Origin of the sequence: Nostoc sp., from assembly GCF_036919895.1 — a bacterium.
In the GTDB taxonomy this organism is placed as follows: Bacteria; Cyanobacteriota; Cyanobacteriia; order Cyanobacteriales; family Nostocaceae; genus Nostoc.
Genome location: NZ_JBALBW010000027.1, coordinates 17,047 through 38,793, shown reverse-complemented (window position 1 = coordinate 38,793; position 21,747 = coordinate 17,047). Strand labels below are relative to the sequence as shown.

18 protein-coding genes are annotated in these 21,747 nt (G+C 41.6%); 10 read left to right on the top strand and 8 right to left on the bottom strand.

The window, feature by feature from the left end:
• Positions 1-41 precede the first annotated feature (41 nt).
• From V7K55_RS04775 to tyrS, 3 genes are read right to left on the bottom strand one after another with little or no spacing between them, the layout of a single operon-like run.
• On the bottom strand, positions 42-767 hold the full coding sequence (locus V7K55_RS04775; RefSeq protein WP_334828729.1) for a hypothetical protein: 726 nt from the start codon (positions 765-767) through the stop codon (positions 42-44).
• Positions 764-1,495 carry an orotidine-5'-phosphate decarboxylase gene (gene pyrF, locus V7K55_RS04770; RefSeq protein ID WP_334828727.1) on the bottom strand — a complete coding sequence of 244 codons (732 nt, stop codon included), beginning with the start codon at positions 1,493-1,495 and terminating at the stop codon, positions 764-766. The genes V7K55_RS04775 and pyrF overlap by 4 nt, the downstream gene beginning before the upstream one ends.
• A gap of 21 nt (positions 1,496-1,516) precedes the next feature.
• Entirely contained in the window at positions 1,517-2,707 is a 1,191-nt protein-coding gene (tyrS, locus tag V7K55_RS04765; protein ID WP_334828786.1) for a tyrosine--tRNA ligase, read from the bottom strand.
• A gap of 173 nt (positions 2,708-2,880) precedes the next feature.
• Between tyrS and V7K55_RS04760 the strand changes: the two genes are divergently transcribed.
• The gene (locus V7K55_RS04760) at positions 2,881-4,806 is read left to right on the top strand and encodes a transglycosylase domain-containing protein (RefSeq protein ID WP_334828725.1); all 1,926 of its coding nucleotides are present in this window, start codon (positions 2,881-2,883) and stop codon (positions 4,804-4,806) included.
• Between the two features lie 84 nt (positions 4,807-4,890).
• Here V7K55_RS04760 and V7K55_RS04755 read toward each other — a convergent pair whose 3' ends face one another.
• Together V7K55_RS04755 and V7K55_RS04750 are read right to left on the bottom strand one after the other, a co-directional pair.
• Positions 4,891-5,214, bottom strand: coding sequence for a DUF1825 family protein (locus V7K55_RS04755; protein WP_334828723.1), 324 nt, complete (start codon positions 5,212-5,214; stop codon positions 4,891-4,893).
• A gap of 126 nt (positions 5,215-5,340) precedes the next feature.
• The gene (locus V7K55_RS04750) at positions 5,341-6,264 is read right to left on the bottom strand and encodes a J domain-containing protein (protein ID WP_334828721.1); all 924 of its coding nucleotides are present in this window, start codon (positions 6,262-6,264) and stop codon (positions 5,341-5,343) included.
• A gap of 189 nt (positions 6,265-6,453) precedes the next feature.
• On the opposite strand from V7K55_RS04750, the gene V7K55_RS04745 reads away from it, so the two are divergent.
• The 3 genes from V7K55_RS04745 to V7K55_RS04735 all read left to right on the top strand — a co-directional run bounded on the left by V7K55_RS04745 (position 6,454) and on the right by V7K55_RS04735 (position 8,355).
• Positions 6,454-6,828: an NINE protein gene (locus tag V7K55_RS04745; RefSeq protein WP_334828719.1), complete on the top strand. Its 375-nt coding sequence runs from the start codon at positions 6,454-6,456 to the stop codon at positions 6,826-6,828.
• A gap of 13 nt (positions 6,829-6,841) precedes the next feature.
• Positions 6,842-7,375: a ComEA family DNA-binding protein gene (locus V7K55_RS04740; protein WP_334828717.1), complete on the top strand. Its 534-nt coding sequence runs from the start codon at positions 6,842-6,844 to the stop codon at positions 7,373-7,375.
• A gap of 62 nt (positions 7,376-7,437) precedes the next feature.
• Complete coding sequence (locus tag V7K55_RS04735) at positions 7,438-8,355, top strand: RNA-guided endonuclease InsQ/TnpB family protein (protein WP_442949062.1); 918 nt, start codon at positions 7,438-7,440, stop codon at positions 8,353-8,355.
• Positions 8,356-8,445: 90 nt separating this feature from the next.
• Here the strand turns inward: V7K55_RS04735 and lepB are convergent, their stop codons facing one another.
• On the bottom strand, positions 8,446-9,018 hold the full coding sequence (lepB, locus tag V7K55_RS04730; RefSeq protein WP_334828715.1) for a signal peptidase I: 573 nt from the start codon (positions 9,016-9,018) through the stop codon (positions 8,446-8,448).
• A gap of 1,770 nt (positions 9,019-10,788) precedes the next feature.
• Between lepB and V7K55_RS04725 the strand changes: the two genes are divergently transcribed.
• Together V7K55_RS04725 and V7K55_RS04720 are read left to right on the top strand one after the other, a co-directional pair.
• Positions 10,789-11,700: a polysaccharide deacetylase family protein gene (locus V7K55_RS04725; protein WP_334828713.1), complete on the top strand. Its 912-nt coding sequence runs from the start codon at positions 10,789-10,791 to the stop codon at positions 11,698-11,700.
• 73 nt (positions 11,701-11,773) lie between these two features.
• On the top strand, positions 11,774-12,220 hold the full coding sequence (locus V7K55_RS04720) for a hypothetical protein (protein WP_334828711.1): 447 nt from the start codon (positions 11,774-11,776) through the stop codon (positions 12,218-12,220).
• 136 nt (positions 12,221-12,356) lie between these two features.
• Here the strand turns inward: V7K55_RS04720 and gltB are convergent, their stop codons facing one another.
• Entirely contained in the window at positions 12,357-17,051 is a 4,695-nt protein-coding gene (gene gltB / locus V7K55_RS04715) for a glutamate synthase large subunit (protein ID WP_334828709.1), read from the bottom strand.
• A gap of 777 nt (positions 17,052-17,828) precedes the next feature.
• Between gltB and V7K55_RS04710 the strand changes: the two genes are divergently transcribed.
• The gene (locus V7K55_RS04710) at positions 17,829-19,841 is read left to right on the top strand and encodes a phosphodiester glycosidase family protein (RefSeq protein ID WP_334828707.1); all 2,013 of its coding nucleotides are present in this window, start codon (positions 17,829-17,831) and stop codon (positions 19,839-19,841) included.
• A gap of 271 nt (positions 19,842-20,112) precedes the next feature.
• Complete coding sequence (locus V7K55_RS04705; RefSeq protein ID WP_334828785.1) at positions 20,113-20,532, top strand: cupin domain-containing protein; 420 nt, start codon at positions 20,113-20,115, stop codon at positions 20,530-20,532.
• Positions 20,533-20,602: 70 nt separating this feature from the next.
• On the opposite strand, the gene V7K55_RS04700 is transcribed toward V7K55_RS04705, so the two are convergent.
• Positions 20,603-20,770, bottom strand: a complete 168-nt coding sequence (locus tag V7K55_RS04700; RefSeq protein ID WP_334828705.1) for a hypothetical protein — start codon at positions 20,768-20,770, stop codon at positions 20,603-20,605.
• On the opposite strand from V7K55_RS04700, the gene V7K55_RS04695 reads away from it, so the two are divergent.
• Together V7K55_RS04695 and rpsL are read left to right on the top strand one after the other, a co-directional pair.
• Positions 20,762-21,091, top strand: a complete 330-nt coding sequence (locus tag V7K55_RS04695; protein ID WP_334828703.1) for a HesB/IscA family protein — start codon at positions 20,762-20,764, stop codon at positions 21,089-21,091. The two genes, V7K55_RS04700 and V7K55_RS04695, sit on opposite strands and share 9 nt — an antisense overlap.
• A gap of 118 nt (positions 21,092-21,209) precedes the next feature.
• Positions 21,210-21,596 carry a 30S ribosomal protein S12 gene (gene rpsL, locus V7K55_RS04690; RefSeq protein WP_094331155.1) on the top strand — a complete coding sequence of 129 codons (387 nt, stop codon included), beginning with the start codon at positions 21,210-21,212 and terminating at the stop codon, positions 21,594-21,596.
• Positions 21,597-21,747 lie beyond the last annotated feature (151 nt).

The window sequence follows — 21,747 nt, the reverse complement described above, 5'->3', positions numbered from 1 at the left end:
TTAGTCCCCGCTTAGTAGACTTTCGCTATCAGTCCATAACTTCAGTTCTGTCCAGGATATCGTCCCCCATTCACAGCACGCATCTGCCGGACACTTCCAGCTTGACAATCGCGTAACCAAGTTTTAACCCCTTGGGCAACAGTGCCGTTACTACTATCCCGTGGAGGCGATAATGGCTGCTGTGCTGAATTGGAGCTAGTTTGAGAAAACATCATCACTAAACTCCAACCAGTTGTAGTTTTAGTCAACAACAGCCAGTGGAATTCTTGCAATTCTAACGCTTTTCTTCCTATGTACTGCCGTTCCAAAGTAGTAAAGAAAACTTGCTCAATTCCTGATGCAGAGTTTTTAGACGCATCTGCACCATATTCTTCAAGATTAAGGGGCAGAGGAGCAAACTCAGGTTTTCCTGCCACTATCACATAACTGTAAATATCGCTGCTTCTGCTGAGGCGACGGGCGCGTTGAGTAGCACGATTGGTATAACTAGGTAAATCTGCGAGTAGCTGTATACTTAATGTTTCTAAATTTTGCTCAGAACACAAAGAGTTCGCCCCGTCGTTGACTTTTTCCCTTTCTGCTAGCGCCGAGGGGTTAGGGGTGGGGTTTGTCGAGAACGCTGGATAAGCAAGGATATTCGATCCGAAAACCCAAAAGCCACAAGCTAAAAGCCAACTATAGTTTTTCTTCTTGAGCGAAAAGGCAAGATTTTTCTGCCTTAAACCCTGCACCCTATCCTCCAGTTTATCATTGACTTTTAGCTTCATGCCACTGTGGTTAACTCCTCAGCAATCCTTTTCCAGGCTAACTCCGGCTCAGTAGCAGCAGTGATGGGACGGCCAATCACTAGATAATCTGCGCCAGCAATCATTGCTTGGGCTGGGGTAAGCGATCGCTTTTGATCGCCAATATCAGCCCAACTTGGTCTAACGCCGGGACAAACTAGCAAAAAGTCATCTCCACAACTTTCTCGTAACTGTGCCACCTCTTGGGGCGAACAAACTGCCCCATCCAATCCCGCCTCTTGAGCCAGCAATGCCATTTCTAGCGCGTATTCTGGTAACTCTAGAGGAATCTTTAAATCAAACGCCAACTGTCTAGCAGAAATGCTCGTTAACAAGGTAATAGCAATTAACTTAGGCGGTTTTACACCTGCTTGGGCAGCCCCTTCTTGTGCCGCTTCTATTGCAGCTTTCAAGGCTTCCATACCAGATGTAGAATGAATTGTCAATAAATCTACCCCGTAACGAGCCGCACTACGACAAGCACCAGCCACAGTGTTAGGGATATCGTGAAACTTTAAATCTAGGAAGATGCGCTTTTCCTTAGATTTCAAAACTTCCAGAATTTTTGGGCCAGTGCTAGTAAACAACTCTAAGCCGACTTTCCAAAAACCGACTTGTGGAAGTTGATCTATAAGAGCGATCGCACTTTCTTCATCCGCCACATCCAAAGGCACTATAACTCGTTTTTGTGCCTGTTCCCCATTCCCCATTCCCTATTCCCCATTCCCAATTTAAGGCACTAAACGCACAAACTTATTTTTCCCAACTTGTAAAACCTTACCTTGTAACTGGGCAGAATCGGCAAAAGTAGTATCAACATCGGTAATGCGATCGCCATCTAAGCGCACTCCACCTTCTTGAATTTTCCGCTTACCTTCCCCTGTGCTTTTGCATAAGCCAGTGACATTGAGAATATATGCTAACTTAGCGGGAAACTGTGATACTTCAGCTAGAGAGAATTCGGGAACTGCACCTTCTTTTCCACCACTTTGGGCTGCTTCTTTTGCCTCTTGGGCTGCGGTTTCGCCGTGGTACTGCTTGACAACTTCATAAGCTAGGAGTGTTTGGCGATCGCGGGGATTTTCTGGCAGATTATCCAAAAGTAAATCTGTCAGCAGTTCAAAATATTGTTCCAGCAGATTATCTGGAACCCCTTGTAACTTTTGATATTTTTGCCCCGGATGTTCTGACAGCCCAATATAATTACCTAAAGACTTGGACATTTTTTGCACCCCATCGGTACCAATCAAAATTGGCAGTAGCATCCCAAACTGGGGCTTTTGACCAAAATGGCGCTGCAAATCTCTGCCCACAGCGATGTTAAATTTCTGATCTGTCCCTCCCAATTCCACATCTGCTTCAACAGCAACCGAATCGAAACCTTGCATTAACGGGTATAGGAACTCATGGATAAAAATCGGATTCTCTTTCTTATAGCGATCGGCAAATCCTTCCTTAGCCAGCATCTGCCCCACCGTCATCGTCGAGAGTAACTCCAAAATTTTCTCTAAGTTAAGCCCAGAGAGCCATTCGGAGTTATAACGCACCTCTAACCTTCCTGGTGTGTCAAAATCCAAGATAGGACGTACTTGATCGAGATAAGTTTGGGCATTTTGGGCTACATCTGCTTCTGTAAGCTGACGGCGCACCTCAGATTTCCCAGTCGGATCGCCAATGCGTGCTGTAAAATCGCCAATAATTAAAACTGCTATATGGCCTGCATCTTGAAACGCTCGCAGTTTCCGTACTGGTATGCTATGACCGAGATGAATATCAGTACCAGTAGGGTCAATCCCAAGTTTGATCCTCAAAGGTTGGTTTGTAGTTAGCAAAAGCTTTTCTAGACTTTCACTGTTAACATCAACTGGTTGTGGAAAAACTTCTACAACACCACGACGCAGCCAAGCAAAATCTTGCGTCATACTAGAAAATCCACTGTTAGCTATGTTTTGCACGCTAGAAGTTAAGTTGGTTATATTCACTGGCAATTTATCCACTTTCTCATCTGCCAAACTACTATAATTGCAAAAAAATAACCGCCTTGCTTCGTCCAATCAATTACAGTTAAATTTATAAGAGAGGAAGTGAAATCGCCGTGTCGTCTTCTAGGACTTTTGAAGATAAACAGCCACAACGTCGGCCTTCATCAGGTTTTGATTTTTTGAAAGGAGTTGGTCAGGTAACTGGCGGCACTCTGCTCTCAATTACCATGTTGGCAAGTTCCATTGTAGCCGGAGGACTGGTTGGTTTAGCCATTAGTTTCCGTAATTTGCCAGATGTAAGACAGCTACGTAACTTCTTTCCCTCAGAAACAACTTACATCTATGACGTTAAGGGTAAACTTTTAACGAGTATCCACGGGGAAGCCAATCGGGAAGTCGTACCCCTAGATAGAATTTCCCCGAACTTAAAACGGGCTGTATTAGCAAGTGAAGATAACCACTTCTACGATCACCACGGTATTAACCCCACTGGTGTTGGCCGGGCTATAGTAGTTAACGCGGTAGCAGGTGGAGTCAAAGAGGGTGGCTCTACTGTTACTATGCAATTGGTAAAAAACCTGTTTTTATCTCAAAAACGCGCCTTTACCCGCAAGTTAGCGGAAGCAGTGCTAGCAATCAGGTTAGAGCAAATTCTTACCAAAGACCAAATTTTAGAAATGTACCTCAATCAAGTTTACTGGGGTCATAATAATTATGGTGTACAAACGGCAGCCCGCAGTTACTTTAATAAGTCATCAGAATATTTAACCTTGGGCGAGTCAGCAATGATGGCGGGTTTGATCCAAGCACCAGAAGAATTCAGCCCCTTTGTGAGCATGAAGCTGGCAAAACAGAAACAAAAAGAAGTGCTGGGGCGGATGCTGGAATTAAACTGGATCGACCAGTCTGAGTATGACAATGCCCTGAAGCAGGAAATCAAACTTGGTAAAATCAAATCCTTTCAAGGTAGTGCCCTACCCTATGTAACCAACACTGTAGCGCAGGAATTGGCTAAAAAGTTTGGGCGTGACACACTACTCAAAGGTGGGATGCGCGTGCAAACGACAGTTGATGCCAAGTTCCAAATAATGGCAGAGGAAACCGTCACTAAGTGGCATAAAGCACTTTTAGATCAGGGATTATCTAAAAACCAAATGGCCTTGGTGTCAATTGATCCGCGCACACATTTTATCAAAGCACTGGTGGGCGGCATAGATCCTAAGACCAGTGAATTCAATCGGGCAACTCAAGCTCAACGCCAGCCCGGATCTTCTTTTAAACCGTTTGTATATTATACTGCTTTTGCCACTGGTAAGTATACGGCAGACTCAACGGTGGAAGATTCTCCAGTTAGCTATCGAGATGGTAACGGTTGGTACTCACCCAGAAATTACGATAACAGTTTTAGGGGATCGATGCCAATTCGCACAGCTTTATCTCAGTCACGCAACATTCCCGTGATCAAGATTGGTAAGGCTGTGGGGATGAATAGAGTGATCGAAACTTGTCGTACCTTGGGTATTATGAGTCCGATGGAACCTGTTACTTCCTTGCCTCTTGGTGCAATTGGTGTTACACCTCTGGAAATGGCTAGTGCTTATGCGACTTTTGCTAATTATGGTTGGCAGTCACCACCAACTGTAATTGCTCGTGTCACTGATAGTAGTGGTAACGTATTGCTAGATAATACTCCCAAGCCTCAGCTAGTTCTCGATCCTTGGGCATCGGCAGCAATTATCGATGTAATGCGAACAGTAATTTCTGAAGGTACGGGTAAAGGTGCTGCAATCGGTCGCCCAGCCGCAGGGAAAACGGGAACAACATCATCAGAAAAAGATATTTGGTTTGTTGGCACTGTACCACAGCTAACAACTGCTGTTTGGGTAGGGAGAGACGACAACAGACAATTAGCTGACCATGCAACAGGTGGAGGTATGGTAGCTCCCATTTGGAAAGATTTTATGGAGAAGGCACTCAAGAACACACCAGTAGAAAACTTCAAGTCACCTTCACAGTTTTCTCGGCCTAAATCACAGTAATTTGAGATTTGGGGTCGCACCGAAGGTACACTTGCAAAGCAATTTGGATTTTGGATTAATTGCCAATCCAAAATCTAAAATTGACTAAGCCTGTTTTTCTAGCTCGGCTTTCATCCGTTCTAAAGTGAGGTTCATTTGGTCAAACATTTGTTGCGGTGTGACACCGAATTGACCTAATTGCGTTTTCAGTTGTTCTACAGTCATTTGTGCCATGAAATCTTCTGATAGCTCGAAACGCTTCATAAAGATGCGATACCGATCCATCATGGCTTCCATTTGCTCAATAAACAGCTTTTTGCCATCGCGGTCAAATTTGCCGTAGTTGTTACCAAGCTTGATTAGGGCTTGATAATCGTCAAATAGCTGTTTTGCTTCTTGCTGAATTATCTCAGAATCGAAGAATCCCATATTGCTTATATTAAACTGAGCGCCCAGACTCAGTAGCTTAATAGTTTTACTTCTATTTATTATTTTAGTCTAGGTGAGTAATCTAGTGACGAAGCTTCGGTTTTAGTACGGTTTGTTACCCAAATTTCAACACTTGACTTGAGAACCTTTACCCTTTGTAAACCGACTTAATAAAGCCGCAATACTCATAGCTTTAGCCATTGATTTAGGATTGGTGTTTTCGCCCAGTTTAATTTTCAGTTCGGAAGCGTGTTTCAAGGCTAGTGAATTTTGCGGGTTAAGTTTTAATGCTTGACAGATATAAACCCTAGCCATCCCGATAAATTTCTGTTTGAGATGTACTAAACCTAATAAGGCATAATAGTCGCTGTTATTTGGCTCTAACTTAATGGCATCGCGCAGTTCTTGCACAGCTAGGGGCCATTTGTCCACCCTGACGTACTCAATAGCTCGCTGGTAATGACGTTGAGCGTAGTTTGTCAAAACTGGTTTAACTTCAGTTAATGTAAATTCAACTGAGTTGACTTCTATTTTCGGGATGGTGGGAACAGCTTTTTGTGGTAGGAAAAGGTGTGGTTTATGCAACCGTAAATAAACTAGATTCAGTATACTAATTTGTTGCGTCACCTGATAGAACTGATCTAGTGATTTGTATTGAGCTTCTGCATAACAGGCGATCGCTTCTTCGTAAAACAATTCTGCTTCAGGCGTAGACATTTCCGTAATTTCATGAGCGATGGCACTTTGAGAAGACAAAGACTTCTGCTCCAAAACTCTTGTATCCGATCGCAGCATAGCGATCGCAATCAAGCGCTTCTGTCGGTGTTTCAGTTGTTCATAAGCTGGATTGATTAAATGGCTAAATATTGCCGTTGCTAATTTTTGGTCTGGATTGCAGTTTTTGGCATGGCGATCGGGATGTAGGAGTTTCGCTAAAGTGTGATAGCGTTTGAAAATCTGGCGATCGTCAGCAATCACAGAGATTCCTAGCACAGCGTAAGGATCGCAAAGCTTTTCAACCCATCCCGGCGGTAGTAAGGTCTGTGACATAGTAGTAATAAAGCTGTTAAAAACTTAAAATTAGCATCAAAGCTCAATGCACAGTCATGTGAAACTTACTCAAATTTCTTCAAATACTAAATTGTGCGGGGAACTTCCCATCCAAAAGTCTGAAGGGCAAGACAAGGTAGTTGACTATCTGATTGTAGGAACTGTGTTATTGGTAGATTTATTATAAATATGTTGACTAAGCGCAAAAGTCGAAGTGTTGCTGCTGTTTTAGCTTTTTCTGGCACGCTGACAATTTCAGGATTGCATAAATTCTATCTAGGACAACCGTTGTGGGGTATTTTGTATGTGCTGCTTTCTTGGACACCTATCCCCAAGGTAGCTAGTGCTATTGAGGGAGTTTGGTATTTAGCCCAAGACGAAGAAGCTTTTGATCGTAATTTTAATCTCGGCAAGTCAGCGACAAGAAACTCACAAAAGGTAAGTAATCAGGTAGGAGCGATGGCTGACGCAATGCGAGAATTAGATGCTTTGCGCCAGGATGGACTGATTTCAGAGTATGAGTTTGAGCAAAAGCGCCGCCAATTGCTAGACCAGATTTCTTGAGGTAAGCGATAAGATGAATAACTGGCTACCTTTGAATCCCAGACTGCAAAAACTCCGCGCCAAGCTCCTCAACGATCCTTACTATCGCCTTCAATCTGGGGAAGAAATTCAGATAGCGGCAAAATTAGGTATTCGCATTGATGCTAATCAAGCGACTGTGGATGATTGGTTACGCTTACCAGGTTTGTCAATTCACCAAGCGCGATCGCTTGTAGAACTTTCTCATTCTGGTGTAAAATTTTACTGTATTGAAGATATTTCTGCGGCTTTGGCTATACCAGTGCCGCGCCTGGAACCATTAAAGCCTCTGCTAAATTTTATTTACTACGATCGCGAATCTCTAGACAATCCGACCCATCTAGTCAATCCGAATACAGCAACAGTCGAAAAGTTAGCCCAAATTCCATTTATAGATTTGTCTTTAGCAGAAGCAGTAGTTCAAAATCGGCAATCAGTAGGGCCTTACCGTAACCTAGCTGATTTTCAACGACGGTTAGAGTTAAGTGGTGATGCGATCGCTCAACTGATGTATTTTTTAAGATTTTAAGTTAAAAGTTTTAAAATAACTACTAACTCTGCCAATTTTAGATTTTCAATTTTTAATCTCAAGTGTTGCAAGAAGTACCTAAAAAAGTAGAGCTAGCCTTTGATAAATGGTTAAAGGGTGATATCAATCGCAAGAAATCGGGTAAACCTAGATTCAAAGGCAAAGGTCAATATAAGACTTTTACCTATCCCCAATTCAAAAAGGAGCATTTTCAAAAAGATAAAATAACACTGTCAAAGATTGGAACTATCATTGTAATTGTTCATCGTCAAATACCAGATGGGTTTGATATTAAAACTGTCTCAGTTACTAAAAAAGCCGATGGGTATTACGTCAACTTAAGCTTAGATGATAAAACTGTACCGACAATTAAGGCTGACTTTAACCCTGACAATATAGTAGGGATTGACGTTGGCTTAATTGATTTTTATGTTGCTTCAGACAATACCAAGATTGCCGCCCCTAAGTTTTTACGTAAATCTGAACGTAGATTAAAATCAGCACAGCGCAAAGTTTCTCGTCGAAATCCGGGAAGTAGCAGACGCAAAAAAGCTATTGTTAAATTAGGCAAGCAACATAAAAAAGTTGCTGATACTCGTAAAGACTTTCATTTCAAAGCTGCTAATGACCTACTCAAAAAGTATGACGTTGTTGCAGTAGAAAAATTAAATATCAAAGGACTGGCTAAATCAAGATTAGCGAAAAGTGTAAATGATGCCGGATGGGGTCAATTTATTTCGATACTAACAGTCAAAGCCGAAAATGCTGGACTGAAAGTCATTGCTGTAAACCCAAATGGTACTAGTCAAGAATGCTCTAATTGTGGCACTAAGGTCAAAAAACCCTTATCCCAAAGGATACATAACTGTCCTGCTTGCAAGACTTCTATTTGTCGCGATCTAAATGCCTCTCTAAACATAAAGAATCGTGGGGCGCACGATCTAAAAGCTCAGAAAATGTCTTCAATGAAGAGTCTCTGAGAAGCCCAAACTCAATCGGTACTCCGATGAGTGTGGGTACGTCACTTGAAGGAAAAATCTCAAATCCAAAATTGAATGACTCTTAACTATTTAAAGAAATCCAATGCGATCGATAGGCCAAAAACGAAATGTTGCCCGACCGATAACATTTTTTTGGGGTAAAAAGCCCCAATAGCGAGAGTCATTACTATCGTTGCGGTTATCTCCCATAACAAAAAATTCGTCTTCTGGGACTTTCACTGGTTGATATGGCTGATTTGGGGGTTCAGCGATGTAGTCTTCTGCCAAGGGTTGACCGTTGAGATAGACTTTGCCAGAATCAACACTAATTACCTCACCAGGCTGACCAATAACCCGCTTGATAAAAGCTTGGTCTTTGGGATATCCCCGACGTTGTAGTTCTGTGGGTGGCTGAAAAACAATAATATCCCCAGTTATGGGAGGGTGAAAATGGTAGGATACTTTTTCAACTACCAAGCGATCGCCAGTATGTAAGGTTGGCAACATCGAATCAGAAGGGATATAGCGGGGTTCAGCGATAAAAGTCCTGATCAAGAGTGCTAAAAATAATGCGATCGCAACTAAAATCAGATTTTCTTGCCAACTACGCAATACTTTCAACGACGCAGTATCTTCTTTTGCATCACTTTCGCGAGGAATCATAAAAGTTTTTAGCCAGTTTCAGAAGTGGGACAAATACCTTGATTATTTTGACTCAAAAGGTATATTGATAAGCAAATTGGGTTCTACATAAACCTATACAAATATTAAATAATGCAGTTACCGCATCTACCAAAGATAAGCAAAATACTGGAAATAAGCTGCGATCTGTCTAAGGCAATATAAACTAAGGATTGGGATTCCTAGATAGATAATTAAAAATCTTAATTCTAATTGTTGCAATTATAAGGCAAGTTATTAGATAATTTTCAGTTTTGCTTCCTCCTGTTAAAAAATCTAGTTACCTATTGGTAGAGTGATACAGCCACTCGCTTTTTTCTTTGAGCAAAAAGAAAATTGGTTATTGAGTGGTAATGAATTTTACTGCATATCTGACAATATAGTGGTTGTATTTTACATGAAGTACGAAGTTACAGGTTCTGAGGCAAGATAGCGCAGCGTAAAGCCTGCGGCATAGTAACTCTTAGAGACGCTACGCCTAGCTTGCTTCTCCGCAAGAGTACGCTTAGAGCGAGTCTGCGAGCGTCGGTAGAAGATAGGAACTTTATGTCTGTATATTTTATACCTCACTTGCTTATAAACTGCTGCATCTGCTTCACTTTAGCAAAAAAAGGCAACTAGCAGTCTTGCTGAAAACTTAGGTTAAAAAAATATTAAGTGATATTACATAAAATTAACCCCTATGTAAATGTTTTTTAAAATACAGAAAGCCATAGCAATAGGTGATAGTAGTAAAAAACATTACATTTTAATTTTATAATTCAATGATTCAATAGATGGCATACTACTCCAATTTTAACTTGCCTATATACATGGGATTATTTTCGGTAATTACACGGTGACAGTATATATTAAAGTGTACTATGAATAATATATGAACCTATTTTGCGAGCTAGCAGAAAATTAAAAAAAAAGCTACTAGCAATTTAGGCTTAAGTATCAGCATCAAAAATAGAGTTAAACTGCCGATAAAATTATTTTTGCTGAATGAGTCAAAAGTGTATAGATTAATGAATAAATGCCCCTTGGCAATGAGAAACTATATTTAATCAATTTTCGTCTCTCTATTTCATAGAAAGTACAAGGCAACATTCTGTAAGTTGAAAATTTAACTTTTTCTTAAAAAAGAAGAAATAACAACAGGCAGTAGAATATATCTTAATTAACTAATAGTTTACTAAACTATTTTTTGGAAGATACTCTCCTTGTCAGTAGTTTTGTATTTTAATCAAAGAATGAACTAAGTTGTAAATTATACAACTTTACTGTCAGACAGTCTGACGATTAAAACTTCAGCCTGTAAAAATTGTAAATTAGTAGGTAAGACAGTTTAGTTCATCTTATTTGTAAAGCTATAAAACTTGAAAGTATAATGCTGCCTTAGCTGTTAAGTGAAAGATAGTAACTAATTCAAAACTTCTATTAAGAGGATTTTGGGATGTGGTTAATTATCTAATTATGCTTCTTCTTAGAACTAGAGATAATGATCTAAAAGTACAGACATTGCCTTTTCTGAATGGGTTCTCATTAAACAGTACTAACTATTGTATAAGTGCTTATCTAAATATAGGGTATCTAGATTTCAGTTAAAACTGTGTAGTCTGTATTCTCGATTGTAAATTTAGTTAGTTGCAATTCCAGTTTTCAGAATTACTAAAAAGTAAGTGGTATCTTAATATATACCTAAAAAAATGTGCTGTAACGTACCGTCATAACCGTGGTTTATAGTTCGATCTTTGAAGGAGCTATCAGGTGGAAAACAATAAGTCGTTTCTGTGGCCAGAAGGAATATTAATTGCACTACTTGCCTTAGGTGGTGTTTTTAGCCTTGCTTTCATGATGCTTCTAAGACCAAACGCTTCAGAGGCTCAGAGTAGACAAAATATAGATATCAAAGATGTAGCTGCAAATGTAGGAACTCAGCAGCGCATTGAGAAATTAAAGGCAGCGATGCTTACAACTTGGCAGCAAGAAGCACAAACAAAGGGTTTAGCCTACGCTTTACCGTCACGTTTCCAAGGGGCTATAATTGAAGAGGCAAAACTCACTCAGGGTCAAAAAGTGATTGCTCTAACTTTTGATGATGGCCCTTGGCCTGACACTACAGAGCAAGTACTAGATATTCTAAAATCAAATAATATCAAAGGAACGTTTTTTGTTGTCGGGCAGAACCTAAAAAATTTTCCAGAAATAGGAAAGAAAATTGTAACTGAAGGTCACGTTATTGCTAACCATACTTGGCATCACTGGTATCACTTCTTTAATCAACAAGCAGCAGCTTATGAAATTGACCGCACAACTGACCTAATTTATCAAGTTACAGGTGCTAAAACAAATCTTTTCCGACCACCAGGTGGTATGCTGCACAATGGATTATCTGCTTATGCGAAAGGACAGAAGTATGCTGTGATCATGTGGTCGGCTGACTCCACAGACTACAAATTACCACCTGTACCAAAGTTGATCGATAACGTAATTAAAGATTCCAAACCTGGTGGTATTGTGCTTATGCATGATGGTGGTGGGAACCGTTCTAGAACTGTACAAGCTTTGCCAGAAATTATTAGCAATTTTAGAAAACAAGGCTATCGCTTTGTGACTATTCCAGAACTTTTAGAAATGGAAGATGCAGATAAAAAGCTGCTTGCTAAGAAAAAGCAATAATTATTAATTATGGTTAATTGGTTAATACTAATTGGCTAAAAACTAAAATTCATTATCGTGAATAATTGAGGTTATGTGGGAACCAGGCGAGCTAACATTATCAACAATTCCCACAATATTTTTTGGATCGCCTTTTCCTAAACCACCAAGCAGTCGAGAGTCATTAATACTTCTCGCAATAATATTTGGGCTACCTTTTTTTGGAGGAGCATTTGCTGGAATAGCGACTCTACTTATCACAAGTAAAACCAATTTTTTCATTGAAATATTTAGACTATTAATTGGTGCTATTGGAGGGTATGAAGGTCTATTAATAGGGTTTATTATTCTTAATCAAGATTCATTTAAAAATCCAAACGAAATACTTAAATTAATTATTGATTTTCATTATGCAATACTTAAAGTAATTATTAATTTTCCTCAAATCGATTTGAGATTACTAATTCTGGGTATGTTAGGGGCAATAGGTGCAAGTGTAGCTATATTTATCATGAGAAAGGTATTTCGCCGGGTTTCATAAAGTCCTCAAGTATAAATGTAGCCTTTTCTATCTCTAACTTAAAGCAATAGATATTTCCAGAAACTAATTATGCGTTGCGGTAAATCCTTGGTAGGCACAATTCATGAATTGTGCCTACGTCCTTTTCACTCCGATTCTAATGGCTAGTCACTAAACTGAACTCAGTTGTTTTTTCAGGATTAGCTTCTGGACTATCAGCTTCAGAAGGTGGAACTAATTGCCAGAATTTCGGTAAAAATTCTTGCCAGTTTTGCAGAATTTTCTTCGCCTTTGGTGAACCAGTGCGTTCTGCATGAGTTTGGATTAACTCTTGCAGTTGTTTTGCACCTACTTCCGAAATTACCCGTTGAATTGTGACAATTTCCGGGTTAACTAAATCACGAAATGAGTCATCTTCATCTAAGAAGTATGCCAGTCCACCAGTCATTCCAGCAGCAACGTTGCGTCCTACTTTGCCGAGGACGACGATCGCACCACCAGTCATGTATTCGCAGCAGTGATCCCCAGCGCCTTCAATGACTGCTATCCCTTTGGAGTTTCTTACAGCAAAGCGCTCTCCAGCTAAACCGTTGGCAAATAAAACGCCACCAGTCGCACCATAGAGGCAGGTATTGCCAACTATGACATTTTGTGATGGGTTATAGGTAGCATCAGATGGAGGTTTGATGATGATTTCACCACCATGCATCCCTTTACCTACGTAGTCGTTTGCCTCTCCTTCCAGAGTCAGAATTATGCCGGGGAGGTTGAACGCGCCAAAGCTTTGCCCTACGCTACCTGTGAAGTTGAGATTAATTTGCCCTTCAAAGTCACTGTCACCGTATTGAGAAGCGATCGCTCCTGCTAATCTTGTACCCACTGTTCTGTCAGTATTGACAATGGGGTAACTCTTGGTGACGGTAGACTGATCCCTAATGGCAGTCTGAATATCAGGATCGGCAAGGAACTTATCATCCAAAACCACGCCGTTGCTATGGACTTCTTCATGCACTAACCAGCTACGATTGTCTCTGGTATCTGGCAGATTAAGTAAGCAGTCTAGGTTTAGCGATCGCGTTTTGGTAAGTTTTGCCTCTTCCCGCAGTTTCAACAAATCTGCACGTCCAATGATTTCTGACAAAGAACGGTAGCCAAGTCGTGCTAACAAACTCCGCACTTCTTCGGCGATAAAGTAGAAGAAGTTAACAACCTTTTCCGGTATTCCGGTAAACCGTTTGCGGAGTTCTTCTTGCTGAGTAGCAACACCTACAGGGCAGGTATTCTTGTGGCAAACTCGCGCCATAATACAGCCTTCAGCAATCATGGCGATGGAACCGAAACCGAATTCTTCAGCACCCATCAATGCACCTATTACCACGTCCCAGCCACTCTTGAGTCCGCCATCTACACGTAAAATCACGCGATCGCGCAAACTATTTTCCATTAAGACGCGATGCACTTCACTTAAACCCAATTCCCACGGCGAACCAGCGTGTTTAATTGAACTTAGTGGCGATGCACCTGTACCACCATCATGTCCAGAAATTTGGATAATATCAGCGTTTGCCTTAGCCACACCAGCCGCGATCGTGCCAATGCCAACTTCTGAAACTAGCTTCACCGACACCTTTGCTTTGGGATTAATTTGGTGCAAATCAAAAATCAGTTGCGCTAGGTCTTCAATTGAATAGATATCGTGATGTGGTGGTGGTGAAATCAGCGTTACACCTGGCTTCGAGCGCCTTAGCATCGCAATATATTGGCTCACCTTTGGCCCTGGGAGTTGTCCACCTTCCCCAGGTTTAGCACCTTGGGCAATTTTGATTTCAATTTGTTTGGCGTTCACTAGGTACGCTGGCGTGACACCAAAGCGTCCTGATGCAACTTGTTTAATGGCACTATAGGCTTTATCCCCATTCCGCAATCCTTTTAGATGGGGTAGGGTTGGCGAGTGACCAGACTCATCTACATCATCTAAAACTTTATAGCGCACTGGGTCTTCGCCGCCTTCCCCAGAGTTAGATTTACCGCCGATGCGATTCATGGCGATCGCTAAAGTTTCATGGGCTTCTCTTGATAAAGCGCCTAAAGACATGCCGCCGGTGCAGAAGCGCTTGACAATTTCAGCTACCGACTCTACTTCTTCTAGAGAAATTGGGGTACGTTCGCTTTGGAAATCTAGCAAGTCTCGCAATGCTGTTATTGGTCTACCTTGGAGGTGCTTTTTGTAAACTTCGTAGTGGTCGTAGTTTTTGCCATCTAGAGCCTTATGCAGCGCCTTAACCATTTCGGGGCTATTCATGTGGTACTCGCCGTTAGGACGGTATTGCACAAAGCCCAGGTTTTCTAACTTATTGGTCGTCAGTTCGGGGAAAGCCTTGACGTGGAAGGAAAGCACTTCATCAGCAAGTTCGCCAATACTCAAACCACCAATGCGAGAAGTCGTACCACGAAATCCTAGTTCGATTAAATCTCCACCGATGCCAATAGCTTCAAAGATTTGGGCTGCTTGATAGCTAGAAAGCAGAGAAATTCCCATTTTAGAGAGAATTTTGAGCAAACCTGACTCTACCGCTTTGCGATAGTTTCCTAAAGCTTGTTCTGCGGTAAGAGTAGGAAGTTTTTTCACCTCCATTAACCTTTGGGTTTTGGGATCAACGCACCAATCACGCACCGTATCTAAAGCCATATACGGGCAAACTGCGCCAGCCCCGTAGCCAATCAGACAAGCAAAGTGATGAGTACTCCAGCATTGGGCAGTATTGACAATCAGGGATGTTTTCATTCGCAACCCTTCACGAATTAGGTGATGATGTACAGCACCCACTGCTAATAGGGGAGGAATGTATGTATTTGATGGTCTGATACCGTCATTTCCTCTATCGCTTAAAATTAAAATCTTTGCACCCGCCCGGACTGATTCAGCTGCTTGTATTTGTAAAGATTGGACTGCGGCTTTCAATCCTTCAGGGCCAGTAGTGATCGCAAATAGAGTTGACAACTCAGCCGTGGCAAATCCCGACAGCTTAATCGCTTCTAATTCAGCATCTGTTAATACTGGCGATTCAAGTTTTAATCTCCGAGCATATTCTGGCTTGGGTTCTAATAAGTTACCGCGTTCACCCAGTTCAACTTTCAAAGACATCACTAGCTTTTCCCGCAAGGGATCAATCGCCGGGTTTGTCACCTGAGCAAAGCGCTGTTTGAAATAGTCATAAAGCAGGTGGGGTTTTGTTGACAGCACCGCTAAAGGAATATCATCCCCCATACAGAAAGTCGGCTCTGAACCTGCCTTAGCCATTTCATGAATCACCATTTCTACATCTTCTGTGGTGTAGCCAAAGGCAGTTTGCAGTTGAAGTAAGATTTGCTTGTCAATTTTGTCAGTTGTAATATGGCCGTTACCATTTTCAGCAACCAGATGTCCATTTCCATTACCATCTGACGAATTAACACTGACAATTTCTTTGAGTTCTTGACGGTACTGTTGCAGCCATTCTCCATAAGGGTGCTGCTTGGCGATGCGCTGCTTAATCTCCCAATTCTTTAGTACTTCATGGTTGACTAAATCCACGGCAATCATTTGCCCAGGGCCGAGTCTACCTTTCTCGACAATATCGGCTTCTGGAAATTCCACCACACCAGCTTCGGAAGCTACAACAATGTAGTCATCTTTGGTAATTACATAACGAGCCGGTCTTAAGCCATTACGATCTAGTGTTGCACCAACTTTTTTGCCATCGCTGAATACTAAAAGGGCTGGCCCATCCCACGCTTCTTGCAAACCACTGTAATACTCGTAGAAATCGGTAATTTCTGGAAATTCACCCAAAGAAGGCTGATTTTGGTAAGCCTCTGGAACCATAATCATTAAAGCTTCCAAGGGGCTGCGTCCAGAACTCACCAGTAATTCCAGTACGTTGTCTAGGGTGGCTGAGTCACTATTATCAATATGAACTAATGGCTTGAGTTCTTTGATGCGATCGCCCCATACAGGATGATTTAAACTAGCTTCTCGGGCCATCATCCAGTTGATGTTACCCAATAAGGTATTGATTTCGCCGTTGTGACCCAAAAGCCGCATTGGTTGGGCTAGTTGCCACTTGGGCATCGTGTTGGTACTAAAGCGGCGGTGATACACAGCAAAGGCGCTTTTGTAAGCTGGATTTTTTAAATCTTGATAAAATTCTCCTAATACGGCGGAACGCACCATACCTTTGTAAACTATTGTGCGATTTGACAAAGAGCAGATATAAAATTCTTCTGAGATATTGGTTGCAACTTTACTAATTCGGCGGCGGGTAATATACAACTGTCGCTCTAAATCATCACCACTTTTGTCAACAGAAGCTAACAAAACTTGTTCAATCTGGGGTTGATTTTCTTTTGCTTGTACTCCCAGCAAATCAGATTGCACTGGCACGACTCGCCAACCCAGTACAACCAATTTTTCTTCGGTAGCTACTTGCTCAACTGCTACCCTGGCTTTTTGTGCTGCTTCCTGGTCTTGTGGGAGGAATATCATCCCCACAGCTATATTATTGATGGATGGAAATTCCTCCCACCTTTGGGCAAAATATTGTTGGAACAAATCCCAAGGGATAGCTGTCAAGACTCCAGCACCATCACCAGAGTCTCGATCGGCGCTACAACCTCCCCGGTGTTCTAAACAGGTTAAAGCAGCCAAGGCTTTTTCTAAAATTTCGTGGCTGGTATGATTCTGACGATGAGCAATGAAACCGACACCACAGGCATCTCGTTCTTCTACTAACCATTTTTGCCCCTGATAGGTATCTCTTGAGTTGATATTTGCTGTGATTTTCTGGTCTTGATTCATCGGTTGATTATTCATACCCTGTTCCTGAAGTATTGAGTTACCAATTTTGCCACTACTTACGGAAAAAAATTTATAAATTCCGCGATGGAGAAATAATATATAGGCATATAAGCACCGAAATTTAGGGAAAAAAAATTTTAACTTCGGTTTTACTTTCTTAAGTTGACCCGTGTTAAAATCGTTGCGTATTTCTTATGTATTTATGCGGTATTTAGACAACTTACCTCCGCCAAGACATGATTTTTGCCCTGGCAGTTTCTTTTTTATATTGTGAAGCTAAGTATTTTCTCAATTCCCTTTTTCCCGATACACGGTAGCTACTCACAGAGCTTGTTTCGGCTCAACTGAAATAAAACTTAACGCTATCCTATGTTTTAAAGCCAAACTCATCCCGATCTGGCAATAAAATCAGCGTATTACAATATATACCCATTTGACAATTCCCAAATATTTTTGTTGTTGTCTGGAGTTTCCCTGATTACCAGTTGCCACATATTACTATTAAGCAGACCTTACTGAAGTAGCAACATTCAGTCAGGATTGAATATCTTAATCCAGTTTTGACAACCAAGACTACCGTGTATAGTGTGGTTATAGTTAGTGCCAGTTAAAACACTTGACTGCGGTGGCTTTAGCGTCTAAATTTCTTTATGTCCAGAAGAGATAGTTAGCCAATATACACAATACCATATTTTTAATAAATAAAGTCATGTTTTTTATATTTTCAAATAATTAGGTAGTTTATACCTTGGGGTGATAGTTTTCAAAAGTACCTAGTCAATTATGGTAAAAATGCCGAGTTGTTGCCAATCAGGGATTAGCGATCGCAGATTTTTGCGGGCTACTGTCTCACCAATACTTTTAACAGTACTGTGCTTAACGACTACTGATGCTACCAACGCCCAGGAATCGCCGAAAAACACCAAACCACCGATCTCCCAGTCAACTGCACCTCCTTTAACGGGTGTAGCATCCTCTGGTAATCAAATTTCTCTCAATGGTCGTACTTTACCAGGAACTTGGTTACAGCGAACTGGAAAATCTGGTCAGGTGACGACTCATCTCAGTGATGGGCCATTCAGGCAATTAATCGGAGTAAATTTCTTAACCAGTAGTAATTCAGCGAAGCAACCAGTACAGTGGTTTTCGTCGGTGACAACACCACTGGTTTTAACCACCAGGTTAGTAGGAGCATATCGCTATGTGGATATTACTAATTTTGCTCAAACATCTGGATGGCAAATCCAAGCCAATGGCAACATTTTGGTGATTGCTACCCCAAAAGCACAAATCACAAATATTGTTCAGAGTCAGGAAGCTCCATCCACCACTACCCCTTTGCAACAGACTCGGATTCTTGTCAATTTAGATCGTCCAACTCCTTGGCAAGTTGCACAAGGATCGGCGATCGCAAAATCCCAAACTCCATCTTCTGATCCAGATACGCCAACTATCAAACCCACTACACCGCCAAATCGAGAGTGGAAAATTACCCTAGATGGAATAGCCGATCCCGTTTTAATAGAACGCTATACCCCTCAGCCACCAGCAGCACCACCAACATTGCTGCCAAATTTACTCAAACAATTATTACCACTTACACCAACACAACCAATACCACCAGCCCCCGATCCACTGATTCAAAAAGTAGAGGTGGTGAAAAACCAAACGATTATTAGTCTGAGCGTTCCCTTTGGTTTATCGCCTCAAGTTAATACTGTCGCTAACCCCAATCGCCTCATTATCGATATTCGACCCGATCCTTTAGAAGAGCGAGATATTACTTGGGCCCCAGGACTGCGCTGGCGACAGCATTATGTCGACTTAGGCACAGAACGTTTTCCGGTGGTTTGGTTAGAAGTTAATCCTCGTAAATTTGGGCTAACGTTGAAACCTATGTGGGCTAGTCCTGATGGGCTTGCTGGTACTGCTCCCTTAATTCAAACAGCCCAACGTTACTTAGCAGTAGCTGGAATTAACGGTGGTTATTTTAACCGCAATAACAAATTACCATTGGGTGCGATTCGTCGGGATAATCAGTGGTTATCAGGCCCTATTCTTAACCGAGGTGCGATCGCTTGGAATGATTCAGGCCAATTTTACTTCGGTCGTCTCACCTTAGAAGAAACTTTAATCACAGCAAATAACCAGCGCCTACCAATTCTGTTTCTTAATAGTGGCTACATCCAGAGTGGCATTGCCCGTTACACACCAGCTTGGGGAGCAACTTACACGCCCTTGACGGATAACGAAATCATTTTAGTGATACAGAAAGACCAAATTACTCAACAGCTACCAGGTGGCAAAGTTGGTGAGACGGCCGTTCCCATTCCCCAAGATGGCTACCTACTAACTTTACGCGCTAACGCTGTTAGTACTGCCTCACAGTTGCCTATTGGAAGTGCAGTAAGTATTTCCAGCACCACTGCTCCCACTGATTTTAGTCGTTATCCCCACATTATTGGAGCCGGGCCGCTATTAGTCCAAAATCGTCAAATTGTTCTCGATGCCAAAGGCGAAAAATTCAGCAATGCCTTTATTGCCGAAAAGGCTATTCGTAGCGGTATTTGCACAACGGCAACAGGCACATTAATTATTACTGCCACACATAATCGTGTCGGCGGTTATGGCCCTACGTTGGCAGAACATGCCCAATTGATGCAACAGATGGGTTGTGTAGATGCCCTAAATTTGGATGGCGGAAGTTCTACCAGCCTTTACTTAGGAGGGCAACTACTCGACCGATCGCCTAGTACTGCTGCTCGTGTCCATAATGGAATTGGTGTTTTCCTGAAACCACGATGATTAGGGAATGGGGAAGTGAAGTCTCTTAATCACCAATTCCCAATTCCCAATCTTTTTTTAAAGTTTAGAACAAGCTGTTATTTTGCTTGATGAAGACTTGGTGTAGATACAAGAGTTTTAGTAGTGATGATTTACACCATAACGTTTGATTTTGCTATGTTTATCAAGGTGCGACAAAATTTGCTGATTTCCAACGTTGCAACATAGCGCCAAATTTTTTATCAATAGTTAAGAGTACAGACGGTTTGTTATGTCTTCAAATGAGGTAATTATGGCTCGATATCAAGAAACTACACAGACTGACACTCTACACCTACCTTCAACTATCACTTCCAGAGGCATTGCTGCAACTGAGTTACGTCCTTGGGGTGCTTTTACAGTCTTAGAAGAAGGGCGCGGATACAAAATCAAGCGCATTGAAGTTAAGCCCGGACACCGCCTCAGTTTACAAATGCACCACCACCGCAGCGAACATTGGATTGTCGTCTCTGGTACAGCTAGGGTGACTTGTGGTGAGCAAGAAGTACTACTGAGCAATAATGAGTCAACTTATGTACCCCAATGTACATCTCACCGTTTAGAGAATCCTGGCGTGATTCCCTTAATATTAATTGAAGTGCAAAATGGCGAATACTTAGGGGAAGATGATATTATCCGCTACCAAGATGACTATGCCCGTACTAAGGATTAAAGCTCTAATCTAAAAACTGAATACATTTTTGTGCAAACACTCTTTGCGAACCACTGCACCCCAGAAGTCCCTACCTAGTTAAGGTAAGGACTTCTGCTTGTTGTGCTATAAATGTAGTAATAGCGATCGCGCTCATAACTTTGGTAATTTGGAATTTTCGAGAAGTAAGAGTTAACCCATCTGTCTGTAAAATAGAAGATGGGGTATTCAATTGCAAAAACCGAGTTCCATGATTCATTTGAGTCAAGCAGCCGCAAGTGAAATTGGGCGGATAAAGTCCAAGCAGCAGCCAAATGTTTTGTTTCGATTAGCAGTAAAACCAGGTGGTTGTTCTGGATTCTTTTATGATATGTCCTTCGATGAAGCAATAAAAGTTGGCGACCAGGTTTTCGACTTGGATGAGATTAAAGTAGTCATAGATGCTACAAGTTTAAATTACCTCAACGGTTTGAGGGTGGATTATTCAGAAGACTTAATGGGTGGTGGTTTTCGCTTCCACAATCCCCAAGCGATCGCAACCTGTGGCTGTGGTAATTCCTTTTCCACAACTAATCACTAATTAGCCATATTTTGCTAATAATAAAGGAAAAGTTACAATTGACATAAAACCCTAAAAAACGATATAATCAGGATTTGTTAAAACTTAGACATATAAGCAGCTTTACGCGCTGTAACTCATGCCAACAATACAGCAGCTAATACGTACCGAGCGCGAACAAGCGCGTCAGAAAACCAAGTCCCCGGCTCTGAAACAATGCCCTCAACGTCGGGGAGTTTGTACCAGAGTATACACGACTACACCAAAGAAGCCTAACTCAGCTTTACGGAAAGTAGCAAGAGTCAGACTTACATCTGGATTTGAAGTTACAGCTTACATTCCAGGAATTGGTCACAACTTACAAGAACACTCAGTTGTGATGATTCGTGGCGGTCGGGTTAAGGATTTACCAGGTGTGAGATATCACATTATCCGTGGCACCCTAGATACAGCCGGAGTCAAAGACCGTAAACAAGGGCGTTCCAAGTATGGAACCAAGCGTCCAAAAGCAGCAGCGAAAAAATAGGATTAGGCGATTAATCGCACCCAACACGATTAATCGTTTACCTTAAAAACGCTCAAGGACAAAAACTATCAGGGTCTGTGTTCTAAGAGCAGTTATGAAAGCTGCTCATGTCTGTTTAAAAAAATCAAGCAAGCTACACCTACACTAAGCG

Bases quoted from the DNA above. Each gene is read 5' to 3' on its own strand.
- V7K55_RS04775 (WP_334828729.1), bottom strand. From the start codon at position 767: ATGAAGCTAAAAGTCAATGATAAACTGGAGGATAGGGTGCAGGGTTTA.
- pyrF (WP_334828727.1), bottom strand. From the start codon at position 1,495: ATGGGGAATGGGGAACAGGCACAAAAACGAGTTATAGTGCCTTTGGAT.
- tyrS (WP_334828786.1), bottom strand. From the start codon at position 2,707: ATGACGCAAGATTTTGCTTGGCTGCGTCGTGGTGTTGTAGAAGTTTTT.
- V7K55_RS04755 (WP_334828723.1), bottom strand. From the start codon at position 5,214: ATGGGATTCTTCGATTCTGAGATAATTCAGCAAGAAGCAAAACAGCTA.
- V7K55_RS04750 (WP_334828721.1), bottom strand. From the start codon at position 6,264: ATGTCACAGACCTTACTACCGCCGGGATGGGTTGAAAAGCTTTGCGAT.
- V7K55_RS04745 (WP_334828719.1), top strand. From the start codon at position 6,454: ATGTTGACTAAGCGCAAAAGTCGAAGTGTTGCTGCTGTTTTAGCTTTT.
- V7K55_RS04740 (WP_334828717.1), top strand. From the start codon at position 6,842: ATGAATAACTGGCTACCTTTGAATCCCAGACTGCAAAAACTCCGCGCC.
- lepB (WP_334828715.1), bottom strand. From the start codon at position 9,018: ATGATTCCTCGCGAAAGTGATGCAAAAGAAGATACTGCGTCGTTGAAA.
- V7K55_RS04720 (WP_334828711.1), top strand. From the start codon at position 11,774: ATGTGGGAACCAGGCGAGCTAACATTATCAACAATTCCCACAATATTT.
- gltB (WP_334828709.1), bottom strand. From the start codon at position 17,051: ATGAATAATCAACCGATGAATCAAGACCAGAAAATCACAGCAAATATC.
- V7K55_RS04710 (WP_334828707.1), top strand. From the start codon at position 17,829: ATGCCGAGTTGTTGCCAATCAGGGATTAGCGATCGCAGATTTTTGCGG.
- V7K55_RS04705 (WP_334828785.1), top strand. From the start codon at position 20,113: ATGGCTCGATATCAAGAAACTACACAGACTGACACTCTACACCTACCT.
- V7K55_RS04695 (WP_334828703.1), top strand. From the start codon at position 20,762: ATGATTCATTTGAGTCAAGCAGCCGCAAGTGAAATTGGGCGGATAAAG.
- V7K55_RS04700 (WP_334828705.1), bottom strand. From the start codon at position 20,770: ATGAATCATGGAACTCGGTTTTTGCAATTGAATACCCCATCTTCTATT.
- rpsL (WP_094331155.1), top strand. From the start codon at position 21,210: ATGCCAACAATACAGCAGCTAATACGTACCGAGCGCGAACAAGCGCGT.